The organism is Actinomyces oricola (genome assembly GCF_004104015.1).
GTDB classification, from domain to species: domain Bacteria; phylum Actinomycetota; class Actinomycetes; order Actinomycetales; family Actinomycetaceae; genus Actinomyces; species Actinomyces oricola.
Map to the genome: position 1 here is coordinate 17,989 of NZ_RYFV01000027.1, position 25,614 is coordinate 43,602.

Genomic DNA, 25,614 nt, shown 5'->3' on the forward strand with positions numbered 1-25,614 from the left:
AGAGGGGTATTGGTTCTTCGTTAGAAGGTTTCGGGCTTTTGGGTGGGGGTTTGGCGGTGGTTGGTCATGTGGTGAAAAAGTCCTCGCGCCGCTTCTGGCGGGCGGTGAGGCGCAGAGGGCCGGGCAGGGGATGGCGGATGCGGACCACCGCGCCCGCACCGGGTCGGATTCGGGCAGGCCCGCGGCCGGGGCCTGACAGGTTCGAAACGCACAATGCCCCGCCTGGTGCGAGGGCCTGCGCGTGCAGGGGCCTACACGGCCACGGGCGCCTTAATGGCCGGGTGGTACGTGTAGCCGGTCGAGGCGTCAATATCCGCCATGGTGTAGGCGTCAATGGACGCGGCCCGCTCTAGGCGCAGCACCGGGAAGGGGTGGGCGGCAGGGACCCGGGAGAGCTGAGTGCGCACCTGCTCGACATGGTTGTTGTAGATGTGACAGTCCCCGCCGGTCCAGATGAGTTCACCCGCCTCCATATTCGCCTGCTGGGCGAGCATGTGAGTGAGCAGGGCGTAGGAGGCGATATTGAAGGGCACCCCCAAGAACAGGTCCGCACTGCGCTGGTAGACCTGTAGGCTCAGGCGTCCGCCAGCCGCATAGCACTGGAAGAAGGCGTGGCAGGGGGCCAGCGCCATGCGGTCCAACTCTGAGACATTCCAGGCCGACACCAGCATGCGCCGGGAGTCCGGGTCGTGCCGCAGCGTTGTCACGAGTTCTGCGATCTGGTCAATGGCACCGCCCTCGCGCGAGGGCCAGGAGCGCCACTGGGATCCGTAGACGGGGCCAAGCTCGCCGTCGGCGTTGGCCCACTCATCCCAGATGGTGATGCCGCGCTCCTGGAGCCAGCGCACATTCGTAGCGCCCTGAAGGAACCACAGCAACTCGCCCTTGACGGCCTTCATGGCCACGAACTTCGTGGTGATCCGCGGGAAACCGGCCGCCAGGTCATAGCGCAACTGGCGGGCGAACAGGGAACGGGTGCCGGTGCCGGTACGGTCGGCCTTCGCAACCCCGTCCATGAGCACCTCGGCCACAAGCTCCTCATAGGCGACGTCCACGCCCCGAGGGGCCACCAGCCCCATGCGCTCCAGGTGGGGGTAGTGCGAGGTGCTCACCCCTCGATCACCTCGGCGTCCTCCAAGTGCACCGTGGCCGGTCCCAGGGCCGCCTTGGCGCCCTCAATGACCTGCCCGGCCAGGGCGCGGCCCCCGGTCCAGCCAATGGCCGCCCCAATGCCGAAGGGCACCAGCCTTCCCAGCGCCAGGGCCCCGCTCTTGGCGGCAGTGCGCTTGGCGGCCCGTTTGGCGAGCTGGGCGTTAACGGAGCGCACCGTGGGCGTGGGCATCTGCGTGAGCACCTGAGCCGCCCAGAACAGGGTGGACAGCCCCAACTGGCCCTGGACCACCTCAGAGCCCTCACGTCCCAATAGGGCGGAGAGCACCAGTGCCCGTCGTCTTTCGGCGTCGACCACGCGCAGGCCGTGAAGCTCGGCGACAGTGAGCACGTAGGTGACCGCCGAGGTGATGAACACTGCGGCCTGGCCCGCGGTCAGGGCCACCGCGGTGCCGGTGCCAATCGCGGGCAGGGCTGCGGCGGCGCCCACGATCCCCGAGGACAGGGCGGCCTCGGTGCGGAAGCGGGAGGCCGCCAGCTCGACGAGCTCAGCGGTGTCAGCGCCGGGCCGGTCACGGCGCATGACAGCGACCCGCTCCTCAATCCGAGTGGCGGGAACGGCAATAGCCCTGTCCAGGGCGTTCTCCAGCCAGGTGGGGCGGTGTGCCATAGGACCTCCTGAGGGGTGTCGGCGGGAGCCCGGGCGTGCTATTCGATGTCATTCACGAGGTGCAGGGAGATGGCGGCGCCCTTCTCCAGGGTGTGGCCCACCGTGCAGGTGCGGTCAATGGCCCGGTCCACGCGCTGGCGGAGCACGGCGAGCTGCTCGGGGCTCAGGGCGGAAAGGTCGGCGACGATCTGGACGTCAAAAGCCTCGTAGCGCTCCTCATCGTCGTTCTTGACGGTGGCGCAGATGACGTTGGCGTCGAAGTCCGCGCCCAGGGCCTTGGCCAGGCGGTGGTCGGCGGACAGGCTGTTGCAGGTGGCCAGGGCGAGCTTGACGAGCTCTCCAGGGGAGAACTCGCCGGGCCCAGTGCCAATGCGCACCTGGGCGCCATTGGCATTATGCCCGAGGTACTGGCGGGTTCCGGTGCGTTCGGCCCACACCGAGTTCGTGGGGGTGGGGGTGATCGGGGCGGTCTGCTCGCTCATGGGGTGATCGTGTCATGGGCCTGCAGGGCCGGGCCACCACCGCGCCGAGCAGCCGGGCGCGAGGATTGCGAGGATGAGGATAGTGCGGCGTGCGCCCCATTGAAGCCAGCCGCCGGCGTCGGCAGTTGAGCGCGCATGGTGCCGGCTGTCAATGCCCGGCCAGCCAGGCGGTGGCGCGGCGCTCCTCATCCGCCAGGGCCTGCCCGAGCATCCCCAGAGCGCGCTCTTCCAAAGAAGGCCCCACCAGGGGCACGTGCACTCTCAGATCCAAGTCCAGGTCTACGCGGGTGGTCTCGCCCTCAGGGCGCAGTGAGGTGGTTGCCCCGGCACGCACCGGTGCGCCCTTGACGGCGATCTCCAGGGAGCCGGAGCGCGCACCATCGGCGGCGGGCTCGCCCCAAGACTCGGTGACCAGGACGCGAACCGCTGAGCGGACGAACCGAGAGGCGGCTGCGGGCAGTCGCGAGGGGGGCACCAGACCTGAGAAGGTCACCACAAAACCCTGGCCGCGGGCCTCGACGTCCACCGAGGCGTCCTCCAGGGCCAGGCGCGCTACCCGCTCGTGCTGGTAGCCGGTATTGGCGAGCATGGCTGCGACACGCGCCGGGTCGGCGGGGTAGGTCAAGGTTGCTGTCTTCCTCATGCGCCCGATCCTGCCATGGCGGGCGCCCGCCATGGCCTCAAGGCACGGGCGGCGCGGCCCATGGTCCTCTGACGGGTAGGGTGCAGGGATGTCCACACTCCTGCCCTCCGCAGTCCGTGCTCTGGTCGATCTGTCGGAGTCCGATATTGACTGGCTCCACCAGCTGGCCGCCGACTGGCAGGTGATTGCCGACCTGTCCGTCTCCGACCTGGTCCTGTGGGCCCGCACCACCTCCGGGCGCTTCGTGGCCGTCGCCCACTGCCGGCCCTCGACGGGGTCGACGGTCCATCACGAGGATGTCGTGGGCCTGCGCATGCCCTCCTCGCGTGAGGCGGTAGTCCTGGAGACCCTCATGAGCGGGCAGATTCAGGTCGCCGCCGAACCCCTGTGGACCGGGGCGACGGCGGTGCGCGAGGAGTACGTGCCAGTGGTCAGCCAGGGACGGGCCATCGCCGTCGTCACCCGCGAGACCTCCGTGGGCGTCGTGCGCGGCGGCAGGATTACTCACCGTCCCGAAGAGGACCTGGCTGACGCCCTGTGCGCCATGATCGCTGAGGGCGAGTACCCCATTAGGGGAGCCGCCATTGGGCTGCGCTTCGGCACCCCCCGGGTCGCCGACGGCGTGCTGCGCTTAGACACGGACGGTGTCATTGTCTACGCCAGCCCCAACGCCTCCTCCTGCTTCCACCGCCTGGGCATTGAGGGAGAGATCGAGGGCATCCAGCTGGCCAGCTCGGTGGCCGACATCATCCCCGAGCGCACCCCCGTGGACGAGACCATGGCGGTCGTCCTCATGGGGCGCCAGGCCTGGCTGACCGAGGTCGAGGCGGGCGGGGTCTTCTTGTCGCTGCGCTCCATTCCGCTGCGCTCGGAGGGGCGACGCGCCGGCGCACTGCTGCTGGTGCGCGATGTCACCGAGGTGCGCCGCCGCGAGCAGGTGCTCATGACCAAGGACGCCACCATCCGGGAAATTCACCACCGGGTAAAGAACAACCTTCAGACCGTCTCCGCCCTGCTGCGCATGCAAGGGCGGCGCGCCACCAACGACGAGACGCGCCAGGCGCTGAGCGAGGCCGGGCGCCGGGTGGCGACAATCGCCACCGTCCATGAGGCACTGAGCTACAACGTCGACGAGAGGGTGGACTTCGACGCCGTCTTCGCCTCCATCCTGCGGGGCGCCGCCGTCGTGGCCACACCCTCAAGCCAGGTGACCACCCGCCTGGAGGGCAGCTTCGGGGTGGTTGACGCCCACACCGCCCAGGCCCTGGCCACAGTCCTGGCCGAACTGGTCACTAATGCCGTGGAGCACGGTCTGGAGGACTGTGATGGAACAGTGACGGTGCGCGTCGAGCGGGAGGGGAACGAGCTGACGGTCCACGTTATTGACGATGGCCAGGGGGTGGCGCCGGACACCATTATGTCCGGGTTGGGCACCCAGATCGTCACCACGCTGGTGCGCGGTGACCTGGGGGGCTCCATCTCGTGGCGTCCGGTGCCCCAGGGGTGCGGCACCGACGTGGTAGTGCGCGCCCGCCTTAACCGGGGCTGATGAGAACGCCTCCAACGTGTTCATCGCCAAGGAGACGGGCCGGCCGCACCCGGGCGGGCGCGAGGCCCCCGGGGTGGCCGATCCGGCCCTCGGGATGGGGCAGGCCATGAGGCTCCTGGCGCCTGGGCGCGAAGCCTTGCGGCCGTGCGGGGACGGGCCGGCCGAAGTGGGCCGGGCAGGCGGGGGAGGGGCGTTTCCCCGGCCCGGGGAGCAGGTGATTCAGCCCGGGGCGGGGGCAGGGATCCCGGGGCGGGGACGAAGACGCCCGCCGCGGCTCTACGGCCGGGCGGGCGCTCTTGCCCTCTGGCGGCGCCCTAGGAGGAGCGGCGGGCCCGGGCGGCTCGACGCTTCAGGGAGCGGCGCTCGTCCTCGCTCATGCCGCCCCACACCCCGGCATCCTGGCCATTCTCCAGGGCCCACTTCAAGCAGGTGTCGACCACCTCGCAGCGGGCGCACACCTCCTTGGCCTCCGCGATCTGGGCGATGGCAGGACCAGTGTTGCCCACGGGGAAGAAAAGCTCCGGGTCGACGGTGAGACATGCGGCTTGGCTGCGCCAGTCCATGAGGGCCCCCTATCGTCAAGGCGTCAATGCTGCGGCACCGTCAGCTGTTGTGTGGCAACTCGGGCCCGCTTCCTGGGAAAACCCTCACATGCGGGCCCGGGAGGGGCAAGAGATCAGCGGTGAGACCTGCGTCGGAGCCCTGTCATAATTCTCACAATGAGGCCGGAATCCTTACCCCCGGCCTCCAGCTGGACCGGACTCATTAACAACATCCAGGGCGATCCCCGTTAACAATGCTCAGAAGGGTTTCCGCCCACCTGCGGCCGGGCCGCATAAGCGACCGGCGCCGTCCGCCGCCCGCGGACGGTTTTCTCAATGGTGGTGCGCACGTGGATGACGCATGCAGTCCGCCGCTCCTACGAGGGCGCCCCGGCGGTGGGGCCGGTCGCCCCCACATCCCTGTGCCGAGATCCCTATGTCGAGCATTCCCGCCCGTCTCGCGGGGGCGATTGGGCGGCCGGCGCGTCGACCACCTGCACCGGGACGACGGCGCCCCTGGCGACCAGCGCTCCACGGCCCGGAAGGACCAGTGCCCGCGGGTCAGTGGCCTCCTTCAGGCTCATGCCCGCCACCTGGGCCGCCGGCCCCAGCCCCGGCCAAAGCACCAGCCTGTCCCCGCGCTCACGCAGCACTGCCAGCGCCCCACGGTAGGTGGCCGCCACGCGCTCTGTAGTCGCGCTGGCCAACACCTGGCGCCCTTGGGCCACCGCCTGCTCAACCCGCGCCTGGACTGGAGCTCCGGCCCGATCCAGGTCGTCCACCACCAGGGGCCCGTCGTTGGCCCCGCCAGGGCCACGGCCCAATGCGGAGCTCAGGGCCCGCAGCGCCGTGGATCGGCCTGAGCCCGGTGGGCCAACCACCAGGACACAGCCCGAGGGGGCGGGTATGGGCTCAGCCCCGTCCCCGCCGACGGCCCAGGCGCCCTGGAGCAGATCCGCGGGCTCCACACGACGAGGCAGCCTTCGCAGGAGCGGGCCCCTGGCCGCTCCGATGCCGGCCTCCCGGGCTGCGGGGAGCAGCACCTGGCAGGCGGTCGTCTCGGCCCCGGTCAGCAGGACGCCCCGCCCCGGCCCCGCCCCGGTGACCACGCCCCGGGGCAGGCCCGCCAATGCCGCCTGGGTGGGTTGCGAGGCGCCCAAGACAAGACGACGGCGCATGGGCGTGCCCCAGCGGGCACTGGCCAGCGCCAGCGGACCCCCCACGACCAGGGCGGTGCCGGTGGCCGGGGCGGCCCGCACCAGGGCCTCCAGCAGCATCATGCCCTCCCCGGGCCCCAGGGCCTCGTCGACGGCCGGCAGGAGCGCGTCAACGTCATCCAGGCGCAGCACGCAGCCGCGCAGTTGCCCGGCCGCCGCCAGGCGCCACAGGCGCGCCAGGCGCCGGGGGTCCTCTGCACCCACGATCGTCCCCATCCCCGGCGCCCCCTCCTTAAGGGCGGACATGGCACTGGCGGCCCCGCACAGGTGGACGCCCCAGCCGGCGGCAGCGGCCCCCAGGCAAGCCGAATCCAGCGTCGTTGTACGCCCCGAGGCCGCTGCCCCCAGCACCAGCAGGGGCTCGGCGGGATCCCACCACCACGTGCCCAGCCCTTGGCGCTCGGGTAGGTCCGTGAGCCCCAGGAGGACGCCCGTGGTCGGCCCGGGAGGGGCCAGAAGGTCGGGGAGCGCCAGCGCCTCGTCGCGCCCAATATGGCCGGGCAGCGGCTCGGCCCATGGGCGCCAGGGGCGCTGGGCGCCCTGGGCGGCGGCCTGGATCTCCTCAACGATCCACGTCAGGTGCTCGGGGCTGGAGCACCAGGGCGCCTGCAGGGGCCCCGGGTCGGCCTGGCCCGCGCCGGTGACCAGCACCCGGCCGGGATGGCGCTCCAGGTGGGCGGCGCCATTGTGGCCCAGCACGTCACGGGAGTCGGCGGCGTCCAGGACCCGCAGGCACACGCGCAGCGTCGTATTGGCGCGAATGGCCGGGGAGACCACGCCACTGGGACGCTGAGTGGCCAGGACCAGGTGGATGCCCAGGCTGCGCCCCTGTGCGGCCACACGCACCAGGGTCTCCAGGACATCGGAGTGCTCCACGGCCAGGGTCGCGAACTCGTCGACCACCACCACTAGGCGCGGGAGCGCCAGGCGCTCGGGCAAAGAGGCCAGGTCCTTGGCCCCATGGGCCAGCAGCAGGCGCTCGCGGCGATGGACCTCGGCCTCCAGAGAGGACAGGGCCCGCTGCGTGGCGGCGGGATCCAGGTCGGTCAGTACCCCGGCGGTATGGGGCAGGGCGGCCAGGGGGCCGAAGGCGGCTCCGCCCTTGTAGTCCACCAGCACCAGGCTCAGCCGCTGCGGGGGCAGGCCCAGGGCCAACTGGAGCAGCCAGGCGGTGAGCAGCTCGGACTTCCCTGAACCCGTGGTCCCCGCCAGCAGGGCGTGGGGGCCGTCCGCCACGAGGTCGGCGCGAAGCGGGCCATCGCCGCCCACCCCCAAGGTGGCCGGCAGGGTCCCGGGCTGCGAGTCCGCCCACCGCCGGGCAATGACCTCCCGGTCCGGTTCCCCGGCCACCTCCTCAATGAGGACCTGAGCAGGGGGCTTGCCGTGGGCGGCGGTAGCGCTGCCGTCCTGCCCGCAGGCCGCCAGGACGGCCTGCCACCATTGCCGGCCCAGTGCCGGGGCGCCCCGGGGCGCCGGGCGGACGCGCAGGGCCCGGGACGGGGCGGGCCCTGCACTCACAGCGATGAGCTCGGCCCGGCAGGGGCGGGAGGGCTCCCCCCACTCCAATGCGGCCCCCGACTCGGTGGGGGACAGGGTGGCGGCACCGCGGGCCAGGACCTGGGCGACCCACCAGGCCAGGACCTCCGGGGCCCTGGGGCCGGTGAGGGCCAGGTGCTCGCCGTCATTGACGGTGAGCACCGAGCGCCTCCTGCGCCTGCCGCTCCAGGCCCGTAGCGCCTCAGCGGCGGTCGGTGCACGCGGCGCCGGAGAGGACCCCCGGGTGCGGGCGGTGACCGCCAGCAGCATGGCGGCCGGGTCGGGGCGCCGTCCACGCCGGCCGCGCCAGCCCGTGCGGCTGCGCGACTCCGGGCGTTTGCCGCCCAGCAAGGGCACTACTCGCATGCCGACCATGAGCAGCATGGGGATCATGGCGACCGCCCCCATGGTGCTGCGGTTGCCGGTGCGCAGGGCCACCACCCCCACCACGACCATGACCAGCACCGCAGCCAGGGACATGAGGGCTATCCAGGCCGTCCTCCTGGGGCCGGGGGGCGCAGCCACCTCCAGGCAGGTGGGGCGCGAGCGCAACTCCAAAAGGGTTGAGCCCATCCTCAGGCGGGTGCCCGCGCCACAGGACCGAGGTTTCCGTCCAAGTCTGCGCCACGGACCCCGGCGCCGGCGCACCCGGGTGCCGTTGGTTGATCCGGGGTCTGTGAGCAGGACGCGTCCGGTGCGGACCCTGACGTGCAGGTGGGTGCGGGAGATCTCCGGGTCGCTCAGGATCCGGCCCCGTCCCACCGCCCCGGAGCGGGGCAGGGGTACGACCAGGCCCGCCTCCGGCCCGCGTAGCACCGCCAGGTGCCAGTGGGAGGCCAGGGCCTCCTGTGCCGCCCGGGTGGCGTGATGGGCCGGGGATGCGGAGGCGGGCGTGGTCGAGAGGATGGAGGTGGTCTTGTTGGCCGGGGTTGCGGAGGTCGCGGGCGCCTTGGCTCCCGGGTCCTGGGGCGCCCGTGTTTGCGGGGCCGTCCCGGGCGGGTCGGCCATGGGGGCGGAGGTAGTGCCTCCCCGGTGGGTGGGCGCCGTGACAGGGGACGGCCGGTCGGGCGGGTCGGGGGGCGGAACCAGGACGGTGGGGGCGAGCACCTCTCCAGGGTGGCCGGTGCGGCTCGCCTCCCGCCGGGCGCCTGTGAGGGCGTTGCCGCTGGAGGCCCAGGAGGACGCCTGTGGTTCCCGGGTTGTTGCTAGATCACGCCGATCGGTGTTTTCCGGGTGTCTTTCCGGCCGGGTGGTGCGCCGGCCGGGCGGTGCACTCGCCGGGTGGTGCGCCCGCGCCCCGATGCGGCCTGTGGAAGGCTTGGGGCATGTGCGGACGCTACGGGTCGTGGAGTTCAGGCACGGTGCTGGCCGGGGTCTTCGATGCTGTGCTCACCGAGGAGGCCGCTCTTCTGGGGCCCTCGTGGAATGTGGCCCCCGGCGCGGATGTGCGCGTCGTCGTCGAGCGCGCGGCCGGGGACCGGGATCGCGCCGTGGCCACGAGGCAGTTGCGGGTGGCCCGCTGGGGTCTGCTGCCCTCCTGGGCCAAGGATCCGGCAATGGCCCGCCGCGCCATTAACGCCCGCGCCGAGAGCGCCGCCACCAAGCCCTTCTTCCGCGACGCCATGACCTCCTTCCGCGCCGTGGTCCCCGCCGACTGCTGGTACGAGTGGCAGCGCGCTGACATTGCCGGTCCCAGCGCCGGAAGCAGCGCCAGGGGGGCGCCGCCGCGGCCCTTCGCCTTGCGGGCCGCCGACGGCGCCCCCCTGGCGCTGGCGGGCCTGTGCTCGTGGTGGCGGGGGCCAGTGGACCGGCCGGGGCCGGCCCGGCACGGGCAGTGGCTGTTGACCTGCGCCATTGTCACCCGCGCCGCCGGCCCCGATCTGGCCTGGTTGCACCACCGTGAGCCGGTGGTCCTGCGCCCCCAGGACGTGGGCGCCTGGCTCGATCCGGGTCTGACCGACGGCCACGGCGCCGCCGGGCTGCTGGGCGGGCCCCGCCCCGCCCTGGCCTGGCACGAGGTCGACCCGGCTGTGGGCTCCGTTCATTCCCAAGGCCCCCAACTCCTTGAGCCGGCTGGTGGCGCCGGCCCCTCCTTAGGGCCCTTAGGGCCCTAAGGGCACTGACCCGCGCCGCTCCGGCCCAAGGGCTCGCGGTGGGCCCATGGCGGGCCTGCCGCCGCCTCATGGGGGAGGATGAGCGCCATGACCCCCACTGAGCCCGCCGCGCCCACTGAGCCCGCCGCGCCCGCCGCGCCCGCCGAGGCCTCTGAGGCCGCAATGCCGTCTGCCCCCGCCCCCGGTATTCGTGGCCTGGCCGCGGTCCCGGCGCCGGCCCGCGCCCGCTGGAGCGAGCTCGTCCGCCTCATTGAGCGCGCTCGCGCCGCCTACTACGACGCCCTCGACGCCCAGAGCGCCATGTCCGACGCCGAATACGACACCCTCTACCGCGAGCTGGAGGACCTGGAGGCCACCCACCCCGACCTGGCCCTGGACTCCTCGCCCACCAGGTCTGTGGGCGGGCGGGCCATGACCGGCTTCGCCCCCGCCGCTCACCACGAGCGCATGTACTCCCTCCAGGACGTCTTCTCCGTGGACGCGGTCCAGGAGTGGGCAGAACGGATGAGTGCCGAGACCGGTGTCGCCGACGGCGACCTGCCCATGACCGCCGAGGTCAAGGTTGACGGGTTGGCTGTAGCTTTGACCTACGCCAATGGCGTCCTGGTGCGGGCCGCCACGCGCGGAGACGGCACCACCGGCGAGGATGTCACCCCCAATGTGCGCACCATTGACTGCGTGCCGCTGGTCCTGGCCGGTGACCGTCACCCGGCCCTGCTGGAGGTGCGCGGCGAGGTCTACTTCCCCACTCGGGCCTTCCGCAGCTTCAATGAGGCCCGCCGCGAGGAGAACCTCGCCCGCCAGGCCCAGGGCCGCCACCTGCTCCAGGTCTTCGCCAACCCCCGCAACGCCGCTGCCGGGTCATTGCGCCAGAAGGACCCGGCCATTACCGCCTCCCGCCCCCTGTCCCTGATCGCCCACGGGGTGGGGGCCATTACCCCGGCCCCGGGCGAGGAGCTGCCCAATGAGCAACACCAGTGGTATGAGCTGCTGGCCGGCTGGGGCCTGCCCGTCTCCCCATACACCGCCGTGGTGCGCGGCCGTCGTCAGCGAGAGGCGTACATTGCCCGCTACGCCGAGCACCGCCACGATCTTCTCCACGAGATCGACGGCATAGTCTTCAAGCTCGACTCTCGGCCCCTGCAGGCCGAACTGGGTTACACCTCCCGCGTTCCGCGCTGGGCGACCGCCTACAAGTACCCGCCTGAGCAGGTTCACACTCGTCTGCTCAACATTGATGTGCAGGTGGGGCGCACTGGGAGGGTCACCCCCTTCGGCATTATGGAGCCGGTACTCGTGGCCGGGTCGACGGTGTCGCGCGCCACCCTTCACAACGCCACTGAGGTTGCCCGCAAGGGCGTGCGCATTGGGGACATGGTGGTCCTGCGCAAGGCCGGGGATGTCATCCCCGAGATCCTGGGGCCCGTGGTCGAAGCCCGCGACGGCTCTGAACGCCCCTTCACCATGCCCTGCTCCTGCCCCTCCTGCTCCACCCCTCTGGCCCCCGCCAAGGAGGGGGACGTGGACGTGCGCTGCCCCAACACCCGTTCCTGTCCCGCCCAACTCACCGAGCGCGTCTCCCACATCGGTTCACGGGGGGCCCTGGACATTGAGGGCCTGGGCGAGGAGGCCGCCACCGCCCTGACCCAGCCCGACGCCGGGCGCGCCGACGCCCTGGCCGCCCTGGCCGCCGGTAACAGCCTGATCACCGAGCGCGGCACTTTGCGCATGAAAGCCGAGGAACTTCAAGCCCTCCACCCCTCTGAGCGCGTCGGTGCCGCCGAGGCCCTTCTGGCTGAGCGCGGCATCACCGAGCAGACGCCAGTACTCACCGGGGAGGCCGGGTTGTTCGACCTGGGTGTGGAGGACCTGCGTGAGATCCGGGTGTGGCGGCCCGTGGCGCGGCGCGGCGCGCCCACCGGCGATTGGCGTCTGACCCGTTTCTTCTGGTCCAAGCAGACCTACACCCCCGACGGCGAGGTCAAGAAGGCCACCGTCCCGGGGAAGAACGCCACTGCCATGCTCACCCAACTGCAGGTGGTCAAGGACCGCCCCCTGTGGCGGGTCCTGGTGGCTCTATCCGTGCGCCACGTGGGCCCCACTGCCGCCAGGGCCCTGGCCGGCCGTTTCGCCACCATGGACGCCCTGTGCGCGGCCAGCCTGGAGGAGCTCAGCGAGGTCGACGGCGTGGGCCCGACCATAGCCGCCTCCTGGCTGGAATGGCTCGCCGTGGACTGGCATGCCCAGATACTCCAGCGCTGGCGGGCCGCCGGCGTGCGCATGGCCGACCCCGCCGGGCAGGAGGCCGTTGAACGGACCCTGAGCGGGCTCACAGTGGTGGTCACCGGTACTTTGGAGCGCTTCACCCGTGAGAGCGCCAAGGAGGCCATTACCGCCCGGGGCGGCAGGGCGGCGGGAAGCGTGTCCAAGCGGACCAACTATGTTGTCGTCGGCGCCGGTGCCGGGTCCAAAGAGGCCAAGGCCCGCCAGCTGGGACTGCCGATCCTCGACGAGGCCGGTTTTGAGCGGCTCCTGACCGGTGGGCCGGGCGGCGCGGACCCCACCGGGGCCAAGGACTCCACCGCCGGAGCAGCTCCCCAGTAGCTCTTCAGTAGCCCCTGCCGGCCCATACCGGCCGCGGCCCACCAGGCCGCGCCGGCAGGCCGGTCCCGGCAGCGTCCAGCGCCCCTGTGGCCACCGCCATGAGGCCCCAGGAGCGGGCGGGTGCGGCCCCAAGGACGGGCCGGCACGCGGCCGGCCGCCGACGGTGGCGCACTCCGCCCCGGTATCGTGGGCGAGTGCACCTCAAAACGTTGACACTCAAGGGCTTCAAGTCCTTCGCCTCGTCAACGACTCTGCGCCTGGAGCCCGGCATTACCGCTGTGGTGGGCCCCAACGGGTCGGGAAAATCCAACATTGTGGACGCCCTGACCTGGGTGATGGGGGAGCAGGGCGCCAAGAATCTGCGCGGCGGCTCCATGGCTGATGTCATCTTCGCCGGGGCCGGCTCGCGTCCGGCGCTCGGGCGCGCCGAGGTCTCCTTGACCATTGACAACACCGATGGCGCCCTGCCCATTGACTACACCGAGGTCACCATTACCCGCACCCTCTTCCGCGGGGGCGGCTCGGAGTATCAGATCAATGGCTCGGCCTGCCGGCTTCTGGACGTCGCCGAACTATTGAGCGACACCGGCCTGGGCCGTCAAATGCACGTCGTTGTCGGCCAGGGGAGGATTGACACGGTGCTCAGCGCCACCCCCGAGGAGCGGCGCGGCTTTATCGAGGAGGCCGCCGGAGTCCTCAAGCACCGGCGCCGCAAGGAGCGGGCCCTGCGCAAACTCGACTCCATGGCCGCCGACCTGACCCGTGTGACCGACCTGGCCGCCGAGCTGCGCCGCCGCCTGGGCCCCCTGGCCCGCCAGGCGGCCGTAGCGCGCCGTGCCCGCACCATCCAGATCGAAGTTCGCGACGCCACCGCCCGCCTGCTGGCCGACGACGTCGTCCAGGCCCAGGCACTCATGGAGACCGGGCAGGAGGATGCTCTCGCCCTGGAGCAGCGCCGCGCCCGCACCGAGGAGGCCGAGCGGCGGGCCCGCCGGCGCCTCGATGAGCTCGCCGACGTCGAGGCCGCCTCCGGGCGGCGCCTAGCCCGTGCCACCGACGTGTGGGAGGACCTCACCGGCGTCGCCCAGTCGCTCGCCTCCCTGGCCGACGTCGCCGCTGAGCGCGCCCGCGGACTGTCCACGGCCCCCGCCCCCGCCCCGCGCACCGACCCCGAAGAACTGGAGCGGCGCGCCCAGAGGGCCGCCGCCCAGGAGGCCGAACTCGCCAAGGCCATTGAGGCGGCCCGCTCCACATTGGATGAGGCCACCCGCGCCCGCGCCGACGCCGAGAGCACCGAGGCCGACGCCGAGGCCGCCCTGAGCGCCCTTCAGCGCCGCCAGGCTGAACACCGCGAGACCGTGGCCCGCGTGGGCGGCCGCCTGGCCTCGGCCCGCACCCGTCACGAGGCGGCCGAGGCCGCCCTGGCCCAGGCACGGGCCGCCATGAACGCCGCCGGTGAGCGCACCCGGGCGGCCCGCAGTGCCCTGGCCGACGCCGAGCCCAGGAGCACGGCCGACGAGCAGGACCACACCGGTGAACAGGACAGGGCGGCCAAAGCCCACCAGGAGGCCCGCGCCGCCTTGACCCGGGCCCGCACCGCCGTGGCCGCCGCCGCCAAGGCCCACCGCGAAGCCGTCTCCGAGCACGCCACCTGGGCTGCCCGCCGCGACACCCTGGCCCTGTCCTTACACGCTCAGGACGGCACCGCCGCCTTGGCCGCGGCGGGCCTGGACGGTGTGATCGGGCTCCTAGCCGACCATCTCAGTGTTGAGCACGGCTGGGAGGCCGCCGTGGCCGCACTGTTGGGCGAGCTCACCGGCGCCGCGCTCGCCCGGGACGACGCCACCGCCCTGGGGGCCCTGGAGCACTCCCACGGCCAGGACCTGGGCGCCATCCGCCTGCTCGTACCCACCGAGCCGTCGACCAAGGAGCCGGTGGACGCGCCCCCGTGTCCCGACCCGCCCGCCTCCGGCGCCCTGGCCGCCTCCGCCCTGGTGGCCAGCACTCGGCCGGGGCTGACCCGCCTCCTCAGGCGCCTCCTGGACGGGGCCTGGGCAGTGGCGGACCTCGACGCCGCCCAGGCGGTGCGGGCCCAGCGGCCCGACGCGGTTGTGGCCACCAGACAGGGGGACGTGCTGGGGCCCGGATGGGTCAGGGGCGCCGGAGGAGGCTCCTCCTCGGTGCTTGAACTCGCAGCCGCCCACGAGGAGGCCACCGCCCGGGCCGAGGCGGCGGCCCGGGCCGAGACCGCCGCCACCAGCGCCCTGAAGGCCGCCCGACGCCGGGAGGAAGCGGTCCGCTCCACGGTCAGCCGCGCCTTGGACGATCTGCGGCGCGCCGACGCCCGGGCCGCCAGTCGAGCAGAGGCCCGCGCGCGCCTGGCCTCCGCCGCCCGCGCCGCCGAGGACGAAGCGGGCCGCGCCCGCCACATCCTGGAACGCGCCGAGTCGGAAGCCGCCCAGCGCACTGCCGAGCTGGCTGCCGCTACCGTTGCCGTGGCCGCCACGGAACAGGACACGGCCCAGGCCGGACCAGCCGACATGGAGCAGGCCCTAGCCGCAGCCAGGAGCCGGCGGGAGGCCGCCGAAGCGGCCTCCCGCCAGGCCCGCGAGGAAGAAACCGAGGCCCGTCTAGCCCTGCGCACCGCCGAGGAGCGCGAGCGCTCAGGTCGGGGCAGAGCCGACTCCCTGCGCGCCGCCGCACGCCGTGAGCGCGAGCAGCGCGCGGCCGAGGCACAGGCCCAGGCCCGCCGCGCCAGACGCCTGGAGGTCGCCATTCATGTGCGCGATCAGGCCCGGGCCGCAACCAAGGCCGCCCGCCGGGCCGTCGCCACGGCGCAGGCTGAACGCGCCGCCATTGAGACCGAGCGCGCCCAGGCGGCCGAATCCGCCGCAAAGGTGCGCCATGAACTCGACCGTCTCGCCAAGGAGGCCGCCGCATTGACCGACGCCGCCCATCGCGAGGAGATCGCTCGCGCCGAGCAGCGCATGCGCCTGGAGGCCCTGGCGGAGCGCGCCCTGAACGAGCTCGGCCTGGAGCTCGGCCCCCTGGTCGAGGAGTACGGCCCCCACATGCCCGTGCCCGAGGTCGGCCAGGACGATGAGGCGCCGGCCATTGACGCCCCCGGGGGCCCGACGTCGCCACCGGGGGAGGGGGCCGAGTCGCCCGGTGAGGACGGCGCCGGGCCCGAGGCGAATGGTGGCGGCCAGGAGCCGCCGCCGGCCGCACGCCCCTACGTGCGCGTGGAGCAGGAGAAGCGCCTGGTTCGGGCCAGGCGCGACCTGGCCAGGCTCGGCAAGATCAACCCCCTGGCCTTGGAGGAGCACGCCGCCCTGGAGCAGCGCCACCAGTTCCTCGCCGCCCAGCTCGCCGACCTCAAGCGCTCGCGGGCCGACCTGCTGACCATCGTTAAGGAGGTTGACGCCCGGGTCCAGGAGGTCTTCGCCAGCGCATTCCAGGACACTGCCCGGGAGTTCACGACCGTCTTCGACCGGCTCTTCCCGGGCGGCCAGGGGCGCCTGGTGCTCACCGACCCGGATGACATGCTCACCACCGGCATAGAGATCGAGGCGCGCCCGGCGGGCAAGAAAGTCAAGCGCCTCTCCCTGCTCTCAGGCGGGGAAAGATCGCTCGCCGCGGTGGCGCTCCTGGTGGCGATCTTCAAGGCCCGCCCCTCGCCCTTCTACGTCATGGACGAGGTTGAGGCGGCCCTGGACGACACCAACTTGGGGCGCCTGCTGGAGATCTTCACCGAGCTGCGCCAGACGAGCCAGCTCATTATCGTCACCCACCAAAAGCGCACCATGGAAGTGGCCGACGCCCTGTACGGCATCACTATGCGCGACGGCGTCACCCGGGCGGTCAGCCAAAGGCTCGCGCGGCGCTAAGAACCGCCCGCCGGCACCCCGGCATTGGGGCGGGCGGATCCGTGGAGGACGCGGCCGGCGCGCCGGCACCGCCCCGGACCGCGGCGAGGAGCAAGAACCCAGAGCCCTCATATGTGATGTAGAACACTTGGAGTATCCGCGTTTGCTTGTGCACACAAGTCCATACTTGTGTGCACAAGCTGGCCAGGTGCTGTTCTCGGGCGTTCCCCGTCTCGCCCGTGTTCGTCTTGCCCGCCCGGCGACGGTGCTGTCGTCGGGCGCCGCACCTCCCACTACATCGTGCAGAAGGAGTGCGCCATGTCCTTCCAGGACAGCGTCATCTATCAGATCTACCCCAAGTCATTCCGCGACTCCACGGGCTCGGGCGTCGGCGACCTGCGTGGCGTCATTGAGAAGGTCGACTACATTGCCTCTCTGGGCGTGGACTGCATTTGGTTCAACCCGTTCTTCCCGTCGCCCCAGCGCGATAACGGCTACGACATCTCCGACTACTGCGCCATTGATCCGTCCATGGGCACCATGGAGGACTTTGATGAGCTTGTCGCCGCCCTCGCCGAGCGCGGCATTGACGTCATGCTCGACATGGTCCTCAATCACACCTCCACCGACCACGAGTGGTTCCAGCGGGCCCTGGCCGGAGACCCCGTCTACCAGGACTACTACTACCTGCGCCCCGCTCAGGCGGACGGCTCCCTGCCCACTAACTGGGTCTCGAAGTTCGGTGGTCCCGCCTGGGCGCCCTTCGGCGACACCGACCTGTACTACCTCCACCTCTTCGACCCCACCCAGGCGGATCTGAACTGGCACAATCCGGCGGTGCGCGCCGAGGCCGCCAAGATCGTTAATTTCTGGCGGGCCCGGGGCGTTAAAGGATTCCGTTTCGACGTTATTAACCTCATTGGCAAGGATGAGATCCTGCGCGACGCCCCCGCCGGCACCGACGACCGCCGCATGTACACCGACGGCCCAGACGTTCACACCTACCTGCGCGAACTGGCCGCCGCGAGTTTCGGACAGGACCCGGACGCCGTCACCGTCGGGGAAATGTCCTCGACCTCGGTGGAGGCCTGCGTGGGCTATTCCAACCCGGACAATGCTGAGCTGTCCATGGTCTTCAGCTTCCACCACCTCAAAGTCGACTACGCTGACGGCCAGAAGTGGACTCTCATGCCCTTCGACCTGGCCGCCCTCAAACGCATTATCGACCAGTGGGCCGCGGGCATGCAGGCCGGTGGCGGCTGGAACGCACTGTTCTGGAACAACCACGACCAGCCGCGCGCCATTAACCGCTTCGGCGACGTCGAGCGCTTCCGCACCGAATCCGCCACCATGCTGGCCACCGCCATCCACCTCCTGCGCGGCACCCCCTACGTTTACATGGGCGAGGAGATCGGCATGACCGACCCCGCCTACACCTCCATTGCGGACTACGTGGACGTCGAGGCCCGCAATGCTTTCAACGAACTCGTCTCCACGGGCAAGAGCCCCGAGGAAGCCTTCGCCATTGTCCACTCCAAGGCCCGTGACAACGCCCGGACCCCCATGCAGTGGGACGCCTCCGCGCAGGCCGGCTTCACCGACTCCGCACCCTGGCTGCGCCCCACCAACCAGGAGGCCATTAATGTCGAGCGCGAGGAGCGGGAGGGCCGCATTCTGCCCTACTACCGGCGCCTCATCGCCTTGCGCAAAGAACTCGCCGTCATCTCCGCCGGCCGCTACGAGGGCTACGGCCTGGATCACCCCGACGTCCTGGCCTACGTTCGCGAACACGAGGGCACGCGCCTGCTGGTTCTGTGCAACTTCCGCGGCCATGACACCAGCATTGAGATCCCGAACGAGTTCGTCGGGGGCGAGGTCCTCATAGGCAACTACCCGGCCCCGGCGCCAGGGGGCACTCTCGCGGACCTGCGGCCCTACGAGGCGCTCGCCGTGCTCTCCACCGCCGCCACCGCGGCGCCCACCACCCGACACTGAGCAGACACGTCGACACTGAGTAACTGAGTATCAGTCCCGTTCCCGAGAGGAAGACACATGCCCCAACCGAAACAGGACCATGAGGTCCCTATTGCCTCACCGGTGACGGGAACCGTCATCGCCCTGGCCGACGTCCCCGATCCCGTCTTCTCTTCTCAGGCGGTCGGCGACGGCCTGGGAGTCCAGCCCGACAATGGCCGTGTAGTGGCCCCGGTGACCGGCGCGGTCACCATGGTGGCCGCCACCGGGCACGCCCTCGGTTTTAAGACCGACTCCGGCCTGGAAGTACTCCTCCACCTGGGCGTCGACACAGTCGAACTCAATGGCGGACCCTTCTCCCTGACCGTGCGCGTGGGCGACCGCGTCGAGGCGGGGGACGACCTGGGGTCCATGGACGTTAACGCCATTGCCGCAGCCGGTAAAGACACCACCGCCATTGTGGTCGTAACCAATACCGCCGCCGCCCTGGCCGGCTTGAGCGTGACCACCGGTCCGGCGGCCGCCGGCAACCAGGTGGCCACCGCCATCGCCAAGGGCGCTGACGCCCCGGCCGCGGGCACGGCCCCGGCCTCAGCCGTGCCCGCGGCCGGGGGCCCGCGCACCGACGGCCTCAGCGGCCATGACGCGACGGCCGCCGACATCATTGCCGGGATTGGCGGGGCGGACAATGTCCGCTCGGTCATCCACTGCATTACCCGCGTGCGCTTCTACCTCAAGGACCAGGACCTGGCCAATGACGCAATGGTCGCCGGCCTCGACGGCGTCATTGACATTGCCAAGGCGGGGGGCCAGTACCAGGTCGTCATTGGCGCCGAGGTCGGGGACGTCTACGACGCCATTGTGCGCCAACTGCCCTCGGACGCCGTCGGGGGCGACGAGGAGGCCGCTGAGCCGGTGGAGCGCCCCACCACGGTCCTGGGCTGGATCAAGTACGGTTTCTCCTCCCTCATCGGTGTCATCACCGGCTCCATGATCCCGGTGGTCGGCATGCTGGCCGCCTCGGGAATCCTCAAGGGCATCCTGGCCCTGCTCACCCAATTCAATGTGGTGGAGAGCTCCTCGGACACCTACCAGTTCATTGACGCCATGAGCTCGTCAATGTTCTACTTCCTGCCGATTATTATCGGCTTCACCGCCGCACGCCGGCTGGGCTCCGACCCCATTATCGTGGCCATTATCGGCGGGGTCCTGTGCTTCCCCTCGGTCGTGACCATGTCCAACCCCGACGCCGAGGGCTACCACGTGGTCGCCGAGGTGGGGCGGACCGTCTTCAACTCCGAGTTCTTCGGCATCCCGGTCTCCCTGCCCCAGGGCAACGCCTACGCCTACTCGATCTTCCCCATTATTGTGGGCGCCTGGTTGGCCGCCCGGATCGAGCCCTGGCTCAAGAAGGTCATCCCGGCGGTCGTGCGCCCGATCTTCGCGCCCCTGATCGAGATCTTCGTGGTCTCGGCCCTCATCCTGGTGGTCTTCGGCCCCATCGTCATGTTCATCTCCGGTGGCATCGCTTCCCTCGTCAATGCCGTCTTGAACCTGAACTACCCGATTGCGGGCCTCCTCATCGGCGGCTTCTACCAGTGCCTGGTCATCTTCGGTTTGCACTGGGCGGTCATTCCCATTATCTCGGCCCAGATCGCCGATCCCGGCTACTCCCCGCTCAACGCGATCGTCTCAGCCACCATGATCGCCCAGGGCGGCGGCGCCCTGGCGGTGTGGCTCAAGACCAGGAACCCGCGCATTAAGCGCATGGCAGGCCCGGCCACCATCTCCGCCATGTGCGGAGTCACCGAGCCGGCCATGTACGGCCTCAACCTCAAGTACGGCCGCATCTTCCTGACCGCCTCCATCGGCGGCGCCGCCGGCGGTTTGGTCACGGGGCTCTTCGACGTCAATATGTGGGGTTTTACCGGCGCTTTCGTCGGCTTCCCCTCATTCGTCAACCCTGAGGGAATCGACTCCTCCTTCTGGGGCTTCTGGGTGGCCTCCTTCACCGCGCTCATTGTGGCCTTCGCGTGCACCTACTTCTTCGGCTTCAACGAAGCCGAACTGGAGGAGGGGCAGGAGAAGGAAGTCAAGAAGGTGCGCCTGGGCAAGCGCGACCCGGTTGCCAACTGAGGCCCCACCACTGCTGCTCCCGGGCCCACAGCAGTAGTAGCACCCGGTCACCTGGTGTTCACCTGGGGCATGAATATCTCGTGCTCCCGGGTCCACAACCAAGCCGTGCCTCTCACCCCGCACGGGGTGAGAGGCACGGGCGTTCACACCATCTCCCCCGGCGGGCATCCAGGAGGAGCGGGGGCTGCGCACAGCCCGGCTCAGCGCCGGGGCCGCAGGCGCTGAGCCGTGGCCTGGAACTCGAAGCCCACCGGGGAATGGCGAGAGCAGGTGAACTCAAAAATGCTGCCCGCCGAGTCGAAGGTCGAGCTGCGCACCACGACCACGCAGTCCATCCCCTCCAGGTGCAGCAGGCTGCGGTCCTCCTCATTGGCGCGCTCCACCGTAATGGACCGGGTGGCGCTGGAGACCCCCACACCAAGGTCCTCCTCCAGGTGGAGGTAGATGGAGGATTCCACGATCTCGGCCGTCAGGTCGGGCACCACCGAGGTCAGGAAGCAGCTGGTGTCCACGATGAGCGGCACGTCGTCGAGCAGGCGCAGGCGATGCACCATGGTGATGGCGGCACCGGCCTCCAGGCCGGAGGCCTCGGCGAGCTCGTCGTCGACCGTGCCCTGCTCCAGGGACAGCAGGCGGGTGCGCGCCGACAAGCCGTTGCGGGCAGCGGCCTCGCGCAGGGACTCAATGGTGCCGAACAGGAAGGTCGAGGTGCGGCGGCGCCGGTAGATCACCTGGACCCCGCGCCCCTGCATGGTCTGGATATAGCCGCGTGCCGCCAGCAGCGCTAGCGCCTTGCGAACTGTGTTGCGGGTGCAGCCGAACTCCTCGGCCAGGGTGTTCTCAGAGGGCAGGCGCTGCTGGAACCGGTACTGGCCGGACTCGATCTGCGCGCTGAGCACATGGAAGATGGAGTCGTACTTGGGCTTGGCCACACCTCGCTCCTTCCTCCTGCGTACCCGGGCCGGGGCCGACGGCGCCGCGCCCAGTTCCCCGCGGTGAAAACCGCTTACCCCACAGGTACCACACCGGCCAGGACGCACACCGTGGTTTGCGCTCGTGGTGGGCGTCTCGTAACCGATTCGGCTCCCCGGGCGGCCGGCGCGAGGCGCCGTTGTCAATGCGTCACACTTGGCGGCTCTGTGGCGCGTCGGGCTGCGACGGTGCTGCCCGTGCGGGGCACAATGACATCCATGGGAGCCATGATTCTTGCTCTTGCTGTTGTTCTTATCGTTGGACTCCTCGTGCTGGGCCTCATTATCGCCGAGCGCTACCCCGTCTCCACCTGGAGCGGTGGCCTGCGGGCCCTGGGCGCCACTGCCCGCCAGAAGGAGGAGCCTGTTCAGGTCCTACCTCAGGATGTCAGCCTCGACGATCTCATGGTCGAGGGCGACACCGCCGTCTACACCGGGACGGACTCCTTTAGCGGCCTGGTCCACATTGTGGAGAAGGCCATGGACACCGCGGAGTCCACAACCGCCGGCCTGCGCCGCACCAAGGCCGGCACCAGCTGACGCCCGCTGAGCCCGGCACCGGGCTGAACGCGCCCGTCGTCGAGGTAAGCGCGCCCGTCGTCGACCCGCCCCGCGGACGTGGTTCCGCGCAGGCGAAGGTCGCGGCGGGCGCGCGGCTATCAGGCATGATGTGCCCATGGAGCCGATCCTCATTGTCCTCGCCGTCCTGGCCGTCATCGCCGTGGCGGGCGGCCTGTGGTACTTCGTAGGCGGTCGCCGCCGCGGCCAGATCCCCCCCGACGTCAGCGCCCACGCCCCCACCAGCGTTGAGGACGTCCTGCCCGCACCCGCACCCGAGCTCAAGCCCGAGCCTGAGACCGCCGCCGAGATTCCTACCCCGACCCTGGAGCGCCCTGAGTCCATCCCCGGCCGCATGCAGCGCCTGCGCGCGCGCCTGGCCGGCTCCGGCGCCTTCGGCAAGGCGATTCTCTCCGTCCTGTCCCGGGGCGATCTCACCGAAGCCGACTGGGAGGAGATCGAGGACACCCTTCTGACCTCGGACCTGGGTATTGAGGTGACGACCGCCCTCATGGACGAGTTGCGCACCCAGGCCAAGGTCCTGGACACCTCGGATCCCGCCGCTGTGCGCGCCGTCCTGCGCTCCGAGCTGCTGGCCCTAGTTGATCCCGGCCTGGACCGCTCCTTGAATCTGGACCACCCCCGGCCCACGGACCCCTCCCACGGCGCCCCAGCGGCGGCGGTTCTCATGGTCGGTGTCAACGGCACCGGCAAGACCACCACCTGCGGCAAGCTGGCCCGTGTCCTGCTCGCCCAGGACAAGACCGTTCTCATGGGGGCCGCCGACACCTTCCGCGCCGCCGCCGCCGAGCAGCTGACCACCTGGGGCGAGCGGGTTGGCGTGAGCGTGGTGCGCTCCGAGCGCGAGGGCGCCGACCCGGCCTCCGTGGCCTACGACGCCGTGCGCGAGGCCGCCGCTCAGGGTGTGGACGTCGTGGTGGTCGATACTGCCGGGCGTCTGCAGACCAAGGCCGGGCTCATGGACGAGCTGGGCAAGATCAAGCGCGTCATGGAGAAGATCGCCCCGGTGGGGGAGATCCTCCTGGTCCTGGACGCCACCACCGGTCAGAACGGCATGCGCCAGGCCCAGGTGTTCTCCCAGGCCGTCGGTATTACCGGCATTGTGCTCACCAAGCTCGATGGCACGGCTAAGGGCGGGATTGTGGTCACCGTCCAGAAGGAGTTGGGCGTGCCCGTCAAGCTCGTGGGCCTGGGGGAGGGCGCCGACGACCTGGCCCCCTTCGACCCCGAGGGATTCGTCGACGCCCTGCTGGCCTGAGCTGGCCTGAGCTGCACACCGCAGCGGCGGCCGCGTGAGCACCACGGTGATGACCGCCCACCGACCCGCCCGCCTTTTCAGTCTTCGGAGGTTCTGGGCCGGGCGGCTGGGCGCGGCGATGAGAGCCGCGGTGGGCGCCCGGCCCGGCACATGAGGCCGGAGCCGGCACGAGTCGGTCAAGCACTGCCGCTATTCTGGGGCCGGCACCTCTCCCGGTGACCTCCGGGAGGCATCAACGACTTGATTGGACCACCGCGTGTTCGGCAACCTTTCTGACCGCCTCACCGCTTCCTTCAACAATCTGCGCGGCAAGGGCCGGCTCACCGACGCCGATATTGACACCACTGTCTCCGAAATCCGTCGCGCCCTCCTTGAAGCCGACGTTGCCCTGCCAGTAGTGCGCGCCTTCACCGCCTCAGTGCGGGACAAGGCCAAGGACGCCGCCCGCTCCCAAGCCCTCAACCCCTCCCAGCAGATCGTCAAGATCGTCAACGACGAGCTCATCGAGGTCCTGGGCGGGGCGGCCCGCGAATTGAACTGGGCCCCCCACGGCCCCACGATCATTATGCTCGCCGGCCTCCAGGGCGCCGGTAAAACCACCCTGGCCGGCAAACTCGGCCGCTGGCTGCGCGACCAGGGCAAGCGGGTGCTCCTGGTGGCCTCCGACCTCCAGCGCCCCAACGCCGTCACCCAGCTGAGCGTGATCGCTGAGCGCGCCGGGGTCCACGTGTGGGCCCCCGAACCGGGCAACGGTGTGGGCGACCCGGTGCGGGTGGCTCGCACCGGTGTGGAGCAGGCGCGCACCCACGGCTACGACGTGGTGGTGGTTGACACCGCCGGGCGCCTGGGCATTGACGCGGAGATGATGGATCAGGCCATCCGTATCCGCGATGCCGTGCGCCCCCACGAGACTCTTTTCGTCCTGGACGCCATGGTCGGCCAGGACGCCGTCAACACCTCGGTGGCCTTCCGCGACGGGGTGGGCTTCACCGGCGTGGTGCTCTCTAAGCTCGACGGCGACGCCCGCGGCGGCGCCGCCCTGTCGGTGCGCGGTGTGACCGGGGCGCCGGTGCTTTTCTCCTCCACCGGTGAGGGCCTGGAGGACTTCGAGCGCTTCCACGCCGACCGCATGGCCTCGCGCATCCTGGACATGGGTGACCTGCTGACCCTCATTGAGCAGGCCGAACGGACCTTCGATGAGAAGGAGGCCGCCGATGCGGCCGCCAAACTCGCCAGCGGCGAGTTCACCCTCGACGATTTCCTTTCCCAGTTGCGCCAGCTGCGCAAGATGGGCTCCATGAAGAAAATCCTGGGCATGATGCCGGGGATGGGGCAGATGCGGGAGGCCCTGGAGAATTTCGACGAGCGCGAGGTGGACCGCATTGAGGCCATTGTCTGCTCCATGACCCCGGCGGAGCGCGCGGACCTGTCCATTCTCAACGGCTCGCGCCGCACCCGCATTGCCAAGGGCTCGGGCACCACCGTCCAGGCCGTCAACGGGCTGGTGGAGCGTTTCGAGGCCGCCAAGAAGATGATGGAGCTCATGGCGGCCGGCGGTTCCCCGACAGCGATGGGCGGTCCCGGTGGCGCCATGGCCGGCATGGGGTCCTTGCCCCCGGTGGGCAAGCGCTCCAAGGCTCGGCAGGCCCCCAAGGGCAAGCGGCGTAAGGGGGGCAGGAAGGGGCGCAGCGGCAACCCCGCTAAAGCCGCGCGCCAGGCCAGGGCCGGCGGAGCGCAGGCCGCTCCCAGTGCCCCCGCGCCCGGAAGCGCCTTCGGCTTGGGCGCCCAAGATTCCCCGGCCCCCGTCGCGAACTACGGGATTATGCCGGGCCAAGGGGCCCCGGCCGGGAAGGCCCCGAAGGCGGCGCCCGCCATGGGCGGGGCCGACAGCGGTGACGAGGTTGCCGACGCCATGGCCGCCCTGCCCGAGGACCTGCGCCGCCGCCTGGGTATCTGAGGGCGCGGGGCTGTGATCCGCGGATGCCCCTGAGATGTCTGAGATGTTCCTCAGATGGTCACGACTCGATGCTGAGGATGTCGGGGACGATCCGTGGTGCGCGCTGACCCGTAGGGTCGACGCCGTCGCCGCCCATGTCAACGGCGCCAGGGTCGCCCACGCCTTCAGCCGCGGGCCGAGGGCGCCCGATAGGCTGAGGCCATGACAACGACTCCAGGCGTTCGTATCCGGCGCCTCCGGCTCACGAACTACCGCAGCGTCGGCTCCTGCGACCTGGAGCTAGTGTCGCGTGTCGTTAGTGTCTAGACGGTTGGGTGTTTGGGAGTATGTGGGTATGGCTCATCCTGGTGCTCCTGGTCTTGTGCTTCGTGATGGTGATGGTGAGGAGCTTGGGCGTTGGTTGCGT

The 25,614-nt window shown here is 70.7% G+C and carries 16 protein-coding genes; 9 read left to right on the forward strand and 7 right to left on the reverse strand.

Going from position 1 to position 25,614, the window contains the following annotated elements; genetic code table 11:
* Positions 1 to 251: 251 nt before the first annotated feature.
* The 4 genes from EUC46_RS10360 to EUC46_RS10375 all read right to left on the reverse strand — a co-directional run bounded on the left by EUC46_RS10360 (position 252) and on the right by EUC46_RS10375 (position 2,905).
* Entirely contained in the window at positions 252 to 1,079 is an 828-nt protein-coding gene (locus tag EUC46_RS10360) for a thymidylate synthase (protein WP_128774101.1), read from the reverse strand.
* Positions 1,080 to 1,108: 29 nt separating this feature from the next.
* Positions 1,109 to 1,780, reverse strand: coding sequence for a hypothetical protein (locus EUC46_RS10365; protein WP_128774082.1), 672 nt, complete (start codon positions 1,778 to 1,780; stop codon positions 1,109 to 1,111).
* Positions 1,781 to 1,818: 38 nt separating this feature from the next.
* Positions 1,819 to 2,262 (reverse strand): OsmC family protein, encoded by a 444-nt coding sequence (locus tag EUC46_RS10370; protein WP_128774083.1) that lies wholly within the window; start codon positions 2,260 to 2,262, stop codon positions 1,819 to 1,821.
* A 148-nt stretch (positions 2,263 to 2,410) separates the two neighbouring features.
* Positions 2,411 to 2,905 (reverse strand): DUF2505 domain-containing protein, encoded by a 495-nt coding sequence (locus tag EUC46_RS10375; protein WP_128774084.1) that lies wholly within the window; start codon positions 2,903 to 2,905, stop codon positions 2,411 to 2,413.
* Between the two features lie 88 nt (positions 2,906 to 2,993).
* Between EUC46_RS10375 and EUC46_RS10380 the strand changes: the two genes are divergently transcribed.
* A complete protein-coding gene (locus EUC46_RS10380; RefSeq protein ID WP_128774085.1) occupies positions 2,994 to 4,454 on the forward strand; it encodes a sensor histidine kinase in 1,461 nt (486 codons plus the stop codon).
* A gap of 314 nt (positions 4,455 to 4,768) precedes the next feature.
* Here EUC46_RS10380 and EUC46_RS10385 read toward each other — a convergent pair whose 3' ends face one another.
* Positions 4,769 to 5,017 (reverse strand): WhiB family transcriptional regulator, encoded by a 249-nt coding sequence (locus EUC46_RS10385; protein WP_008729815.1) that lies wholly within the window; start codon positions 5,015 to 5,017, stop codon positions 4,769 to 4,771.
* 413 nt (positions 5,018 to 5,430) lie between these two features.
* Complete coding sequence (locus tag EUC46_RS10390; RefSeq protein WP_128774086.1) at positions 5,431 to 8,856, reverse strand: FtsK/SpoIIIE domain-containing protein; 3,426 nt, start codon at positions 8,854 to 8,856, stop codon at positions 5,431 to 5,433.
* Positions 8,857 to 9,074: 218 nt separating this feature from the next.
* On the opposite strand from EUC46_RS10390, the gene EUC46_RS10395 reads away from it, so the two are divergent.
* From EUC46_RS10395 to EUC46_RS10415, 5 genes are all read left to right on the forward strand, one after another.
* The gene (locus EUC46_RS10395) at positions 9,075 to 9,863 is read left to right on the forward strand and encodes an SOS response-associated peptidase (protein ID WP_128774087.1); all 789 of its coding nucleotides are present in this window, start codon (positions 9,075 to 9,077) and stop codon (positions 9,861 to 9,863) included.
* Positions 9,864 to 10,025: 162 nt separating this feature from the next.
* Positions 10,026 to 12,467 (forward strand): NAD-dependent DNA ligase LigA, encoded by a 2,442-nt coding sequence (ligA, locus tag EUC46_RS10400; protein ID WP_421701719.1) that lies wholly within the window; start codon positions 10,026 to 10,028, stop codon positions 12,465 to 12,467.
* 194 nt (positions 12,468 to 12,661) lie between these two features.
* Entirely contained in the window at positions 12,662 to 16,354 is a 3,693-nt protein-coding gene (gene smc / locus EUC46_RS10405) for a chromosome segregation protein SMC (RefSeq protein WP_128774089.1), read from the forward strand.
* Between the two features lie 297 nt (positions 16,355 to 16,651).
* Complete coding sequence (gene treC / locus EUC46_RS10410) at positions 16,652 to 18,328, forward strand: alpha,alpha-phosphotrehalase (RefSeq protein WP_128774090.1); 1,677 nt, start codon at positions 16,652 to 16,654, stop codon at positions 18,326 to 18,328.
* Between the two features lie 57 nt (positions 18,329 to 18,385).
* Entirely contained in the window at positions 18,386 to 20,443 is a 2,058-nt protein-coding gene (locus EUC46_RS10415) for a PTS sugar transporter subunit IIABC (RefSeq protein WP_128774091.1), read from the forward strand.
* A gap of 200 nt (positions 20,444 to 20,643) precedes the next feature.
* Here EUC46_RS10415 and EUC46_RS10420 read toward each other — a convergent pair whose 3' ends face one another.
* Complete coding sequence (locus EUC46_RS10420; protein ID WP_128774092.1) at positions 20,644 to 21,375, reverse strand: UTRA domain-containing protein; 732 nt, start codon at positions 21,373 to 21,375, stop codon at positions 20,644 to 20,646.
* Between the two features lie 258 nt (positions 21,376 to 21,633).
* Here EUC46_RS10420 and EUC46_RS10425 point away from each other — a divergent pair, with 258 nt between their 5' ends.
* The 3 genes from EUC46_RS10425 (at position 21,634) to ffh (ending at position 25,208) form a co-directional block, all read left to right on the forward strand.
* A complete protein-coding gene (locus tag EUC46_RS10425; protein WP_128774093.1) occupies positions 21,634 to 21,954 on the forward strand; it encodes a hypothetical protein in 321 nt (106 codons plus the stop codon).
* 136 nt (positions 21,955 to 22,090) lie between these two features.
* A complete protein-coding gene (gene ftsY, locus EUC46_RS10430; protein WP_128774094.1) occupies positions 22,091 to 23,251 on the forward strand; it encodes a signal recognition particle-docking protein FtsY in 1,161 nt (386 codons plus the stop codon).
* A gap of 256 nt (positions 23,252 to 23,507) precedes the next feature.
* Positions 23,508 to 25,208 carry a signal recognition particle protein gene (gene ffh, locus EUC46_RS10435; protein ID WP_128774095.1) on the forward strand — a complete coding sequence of 567 codons (1,701 nt, stop codon included), beginning with the start codon at positions 23,508 to 23,510 and terminating at the stop codon, positions 25,206 to 25,208.
* Positions 25,209 to 25,614 lie beyond the last annotated feature (406 nt).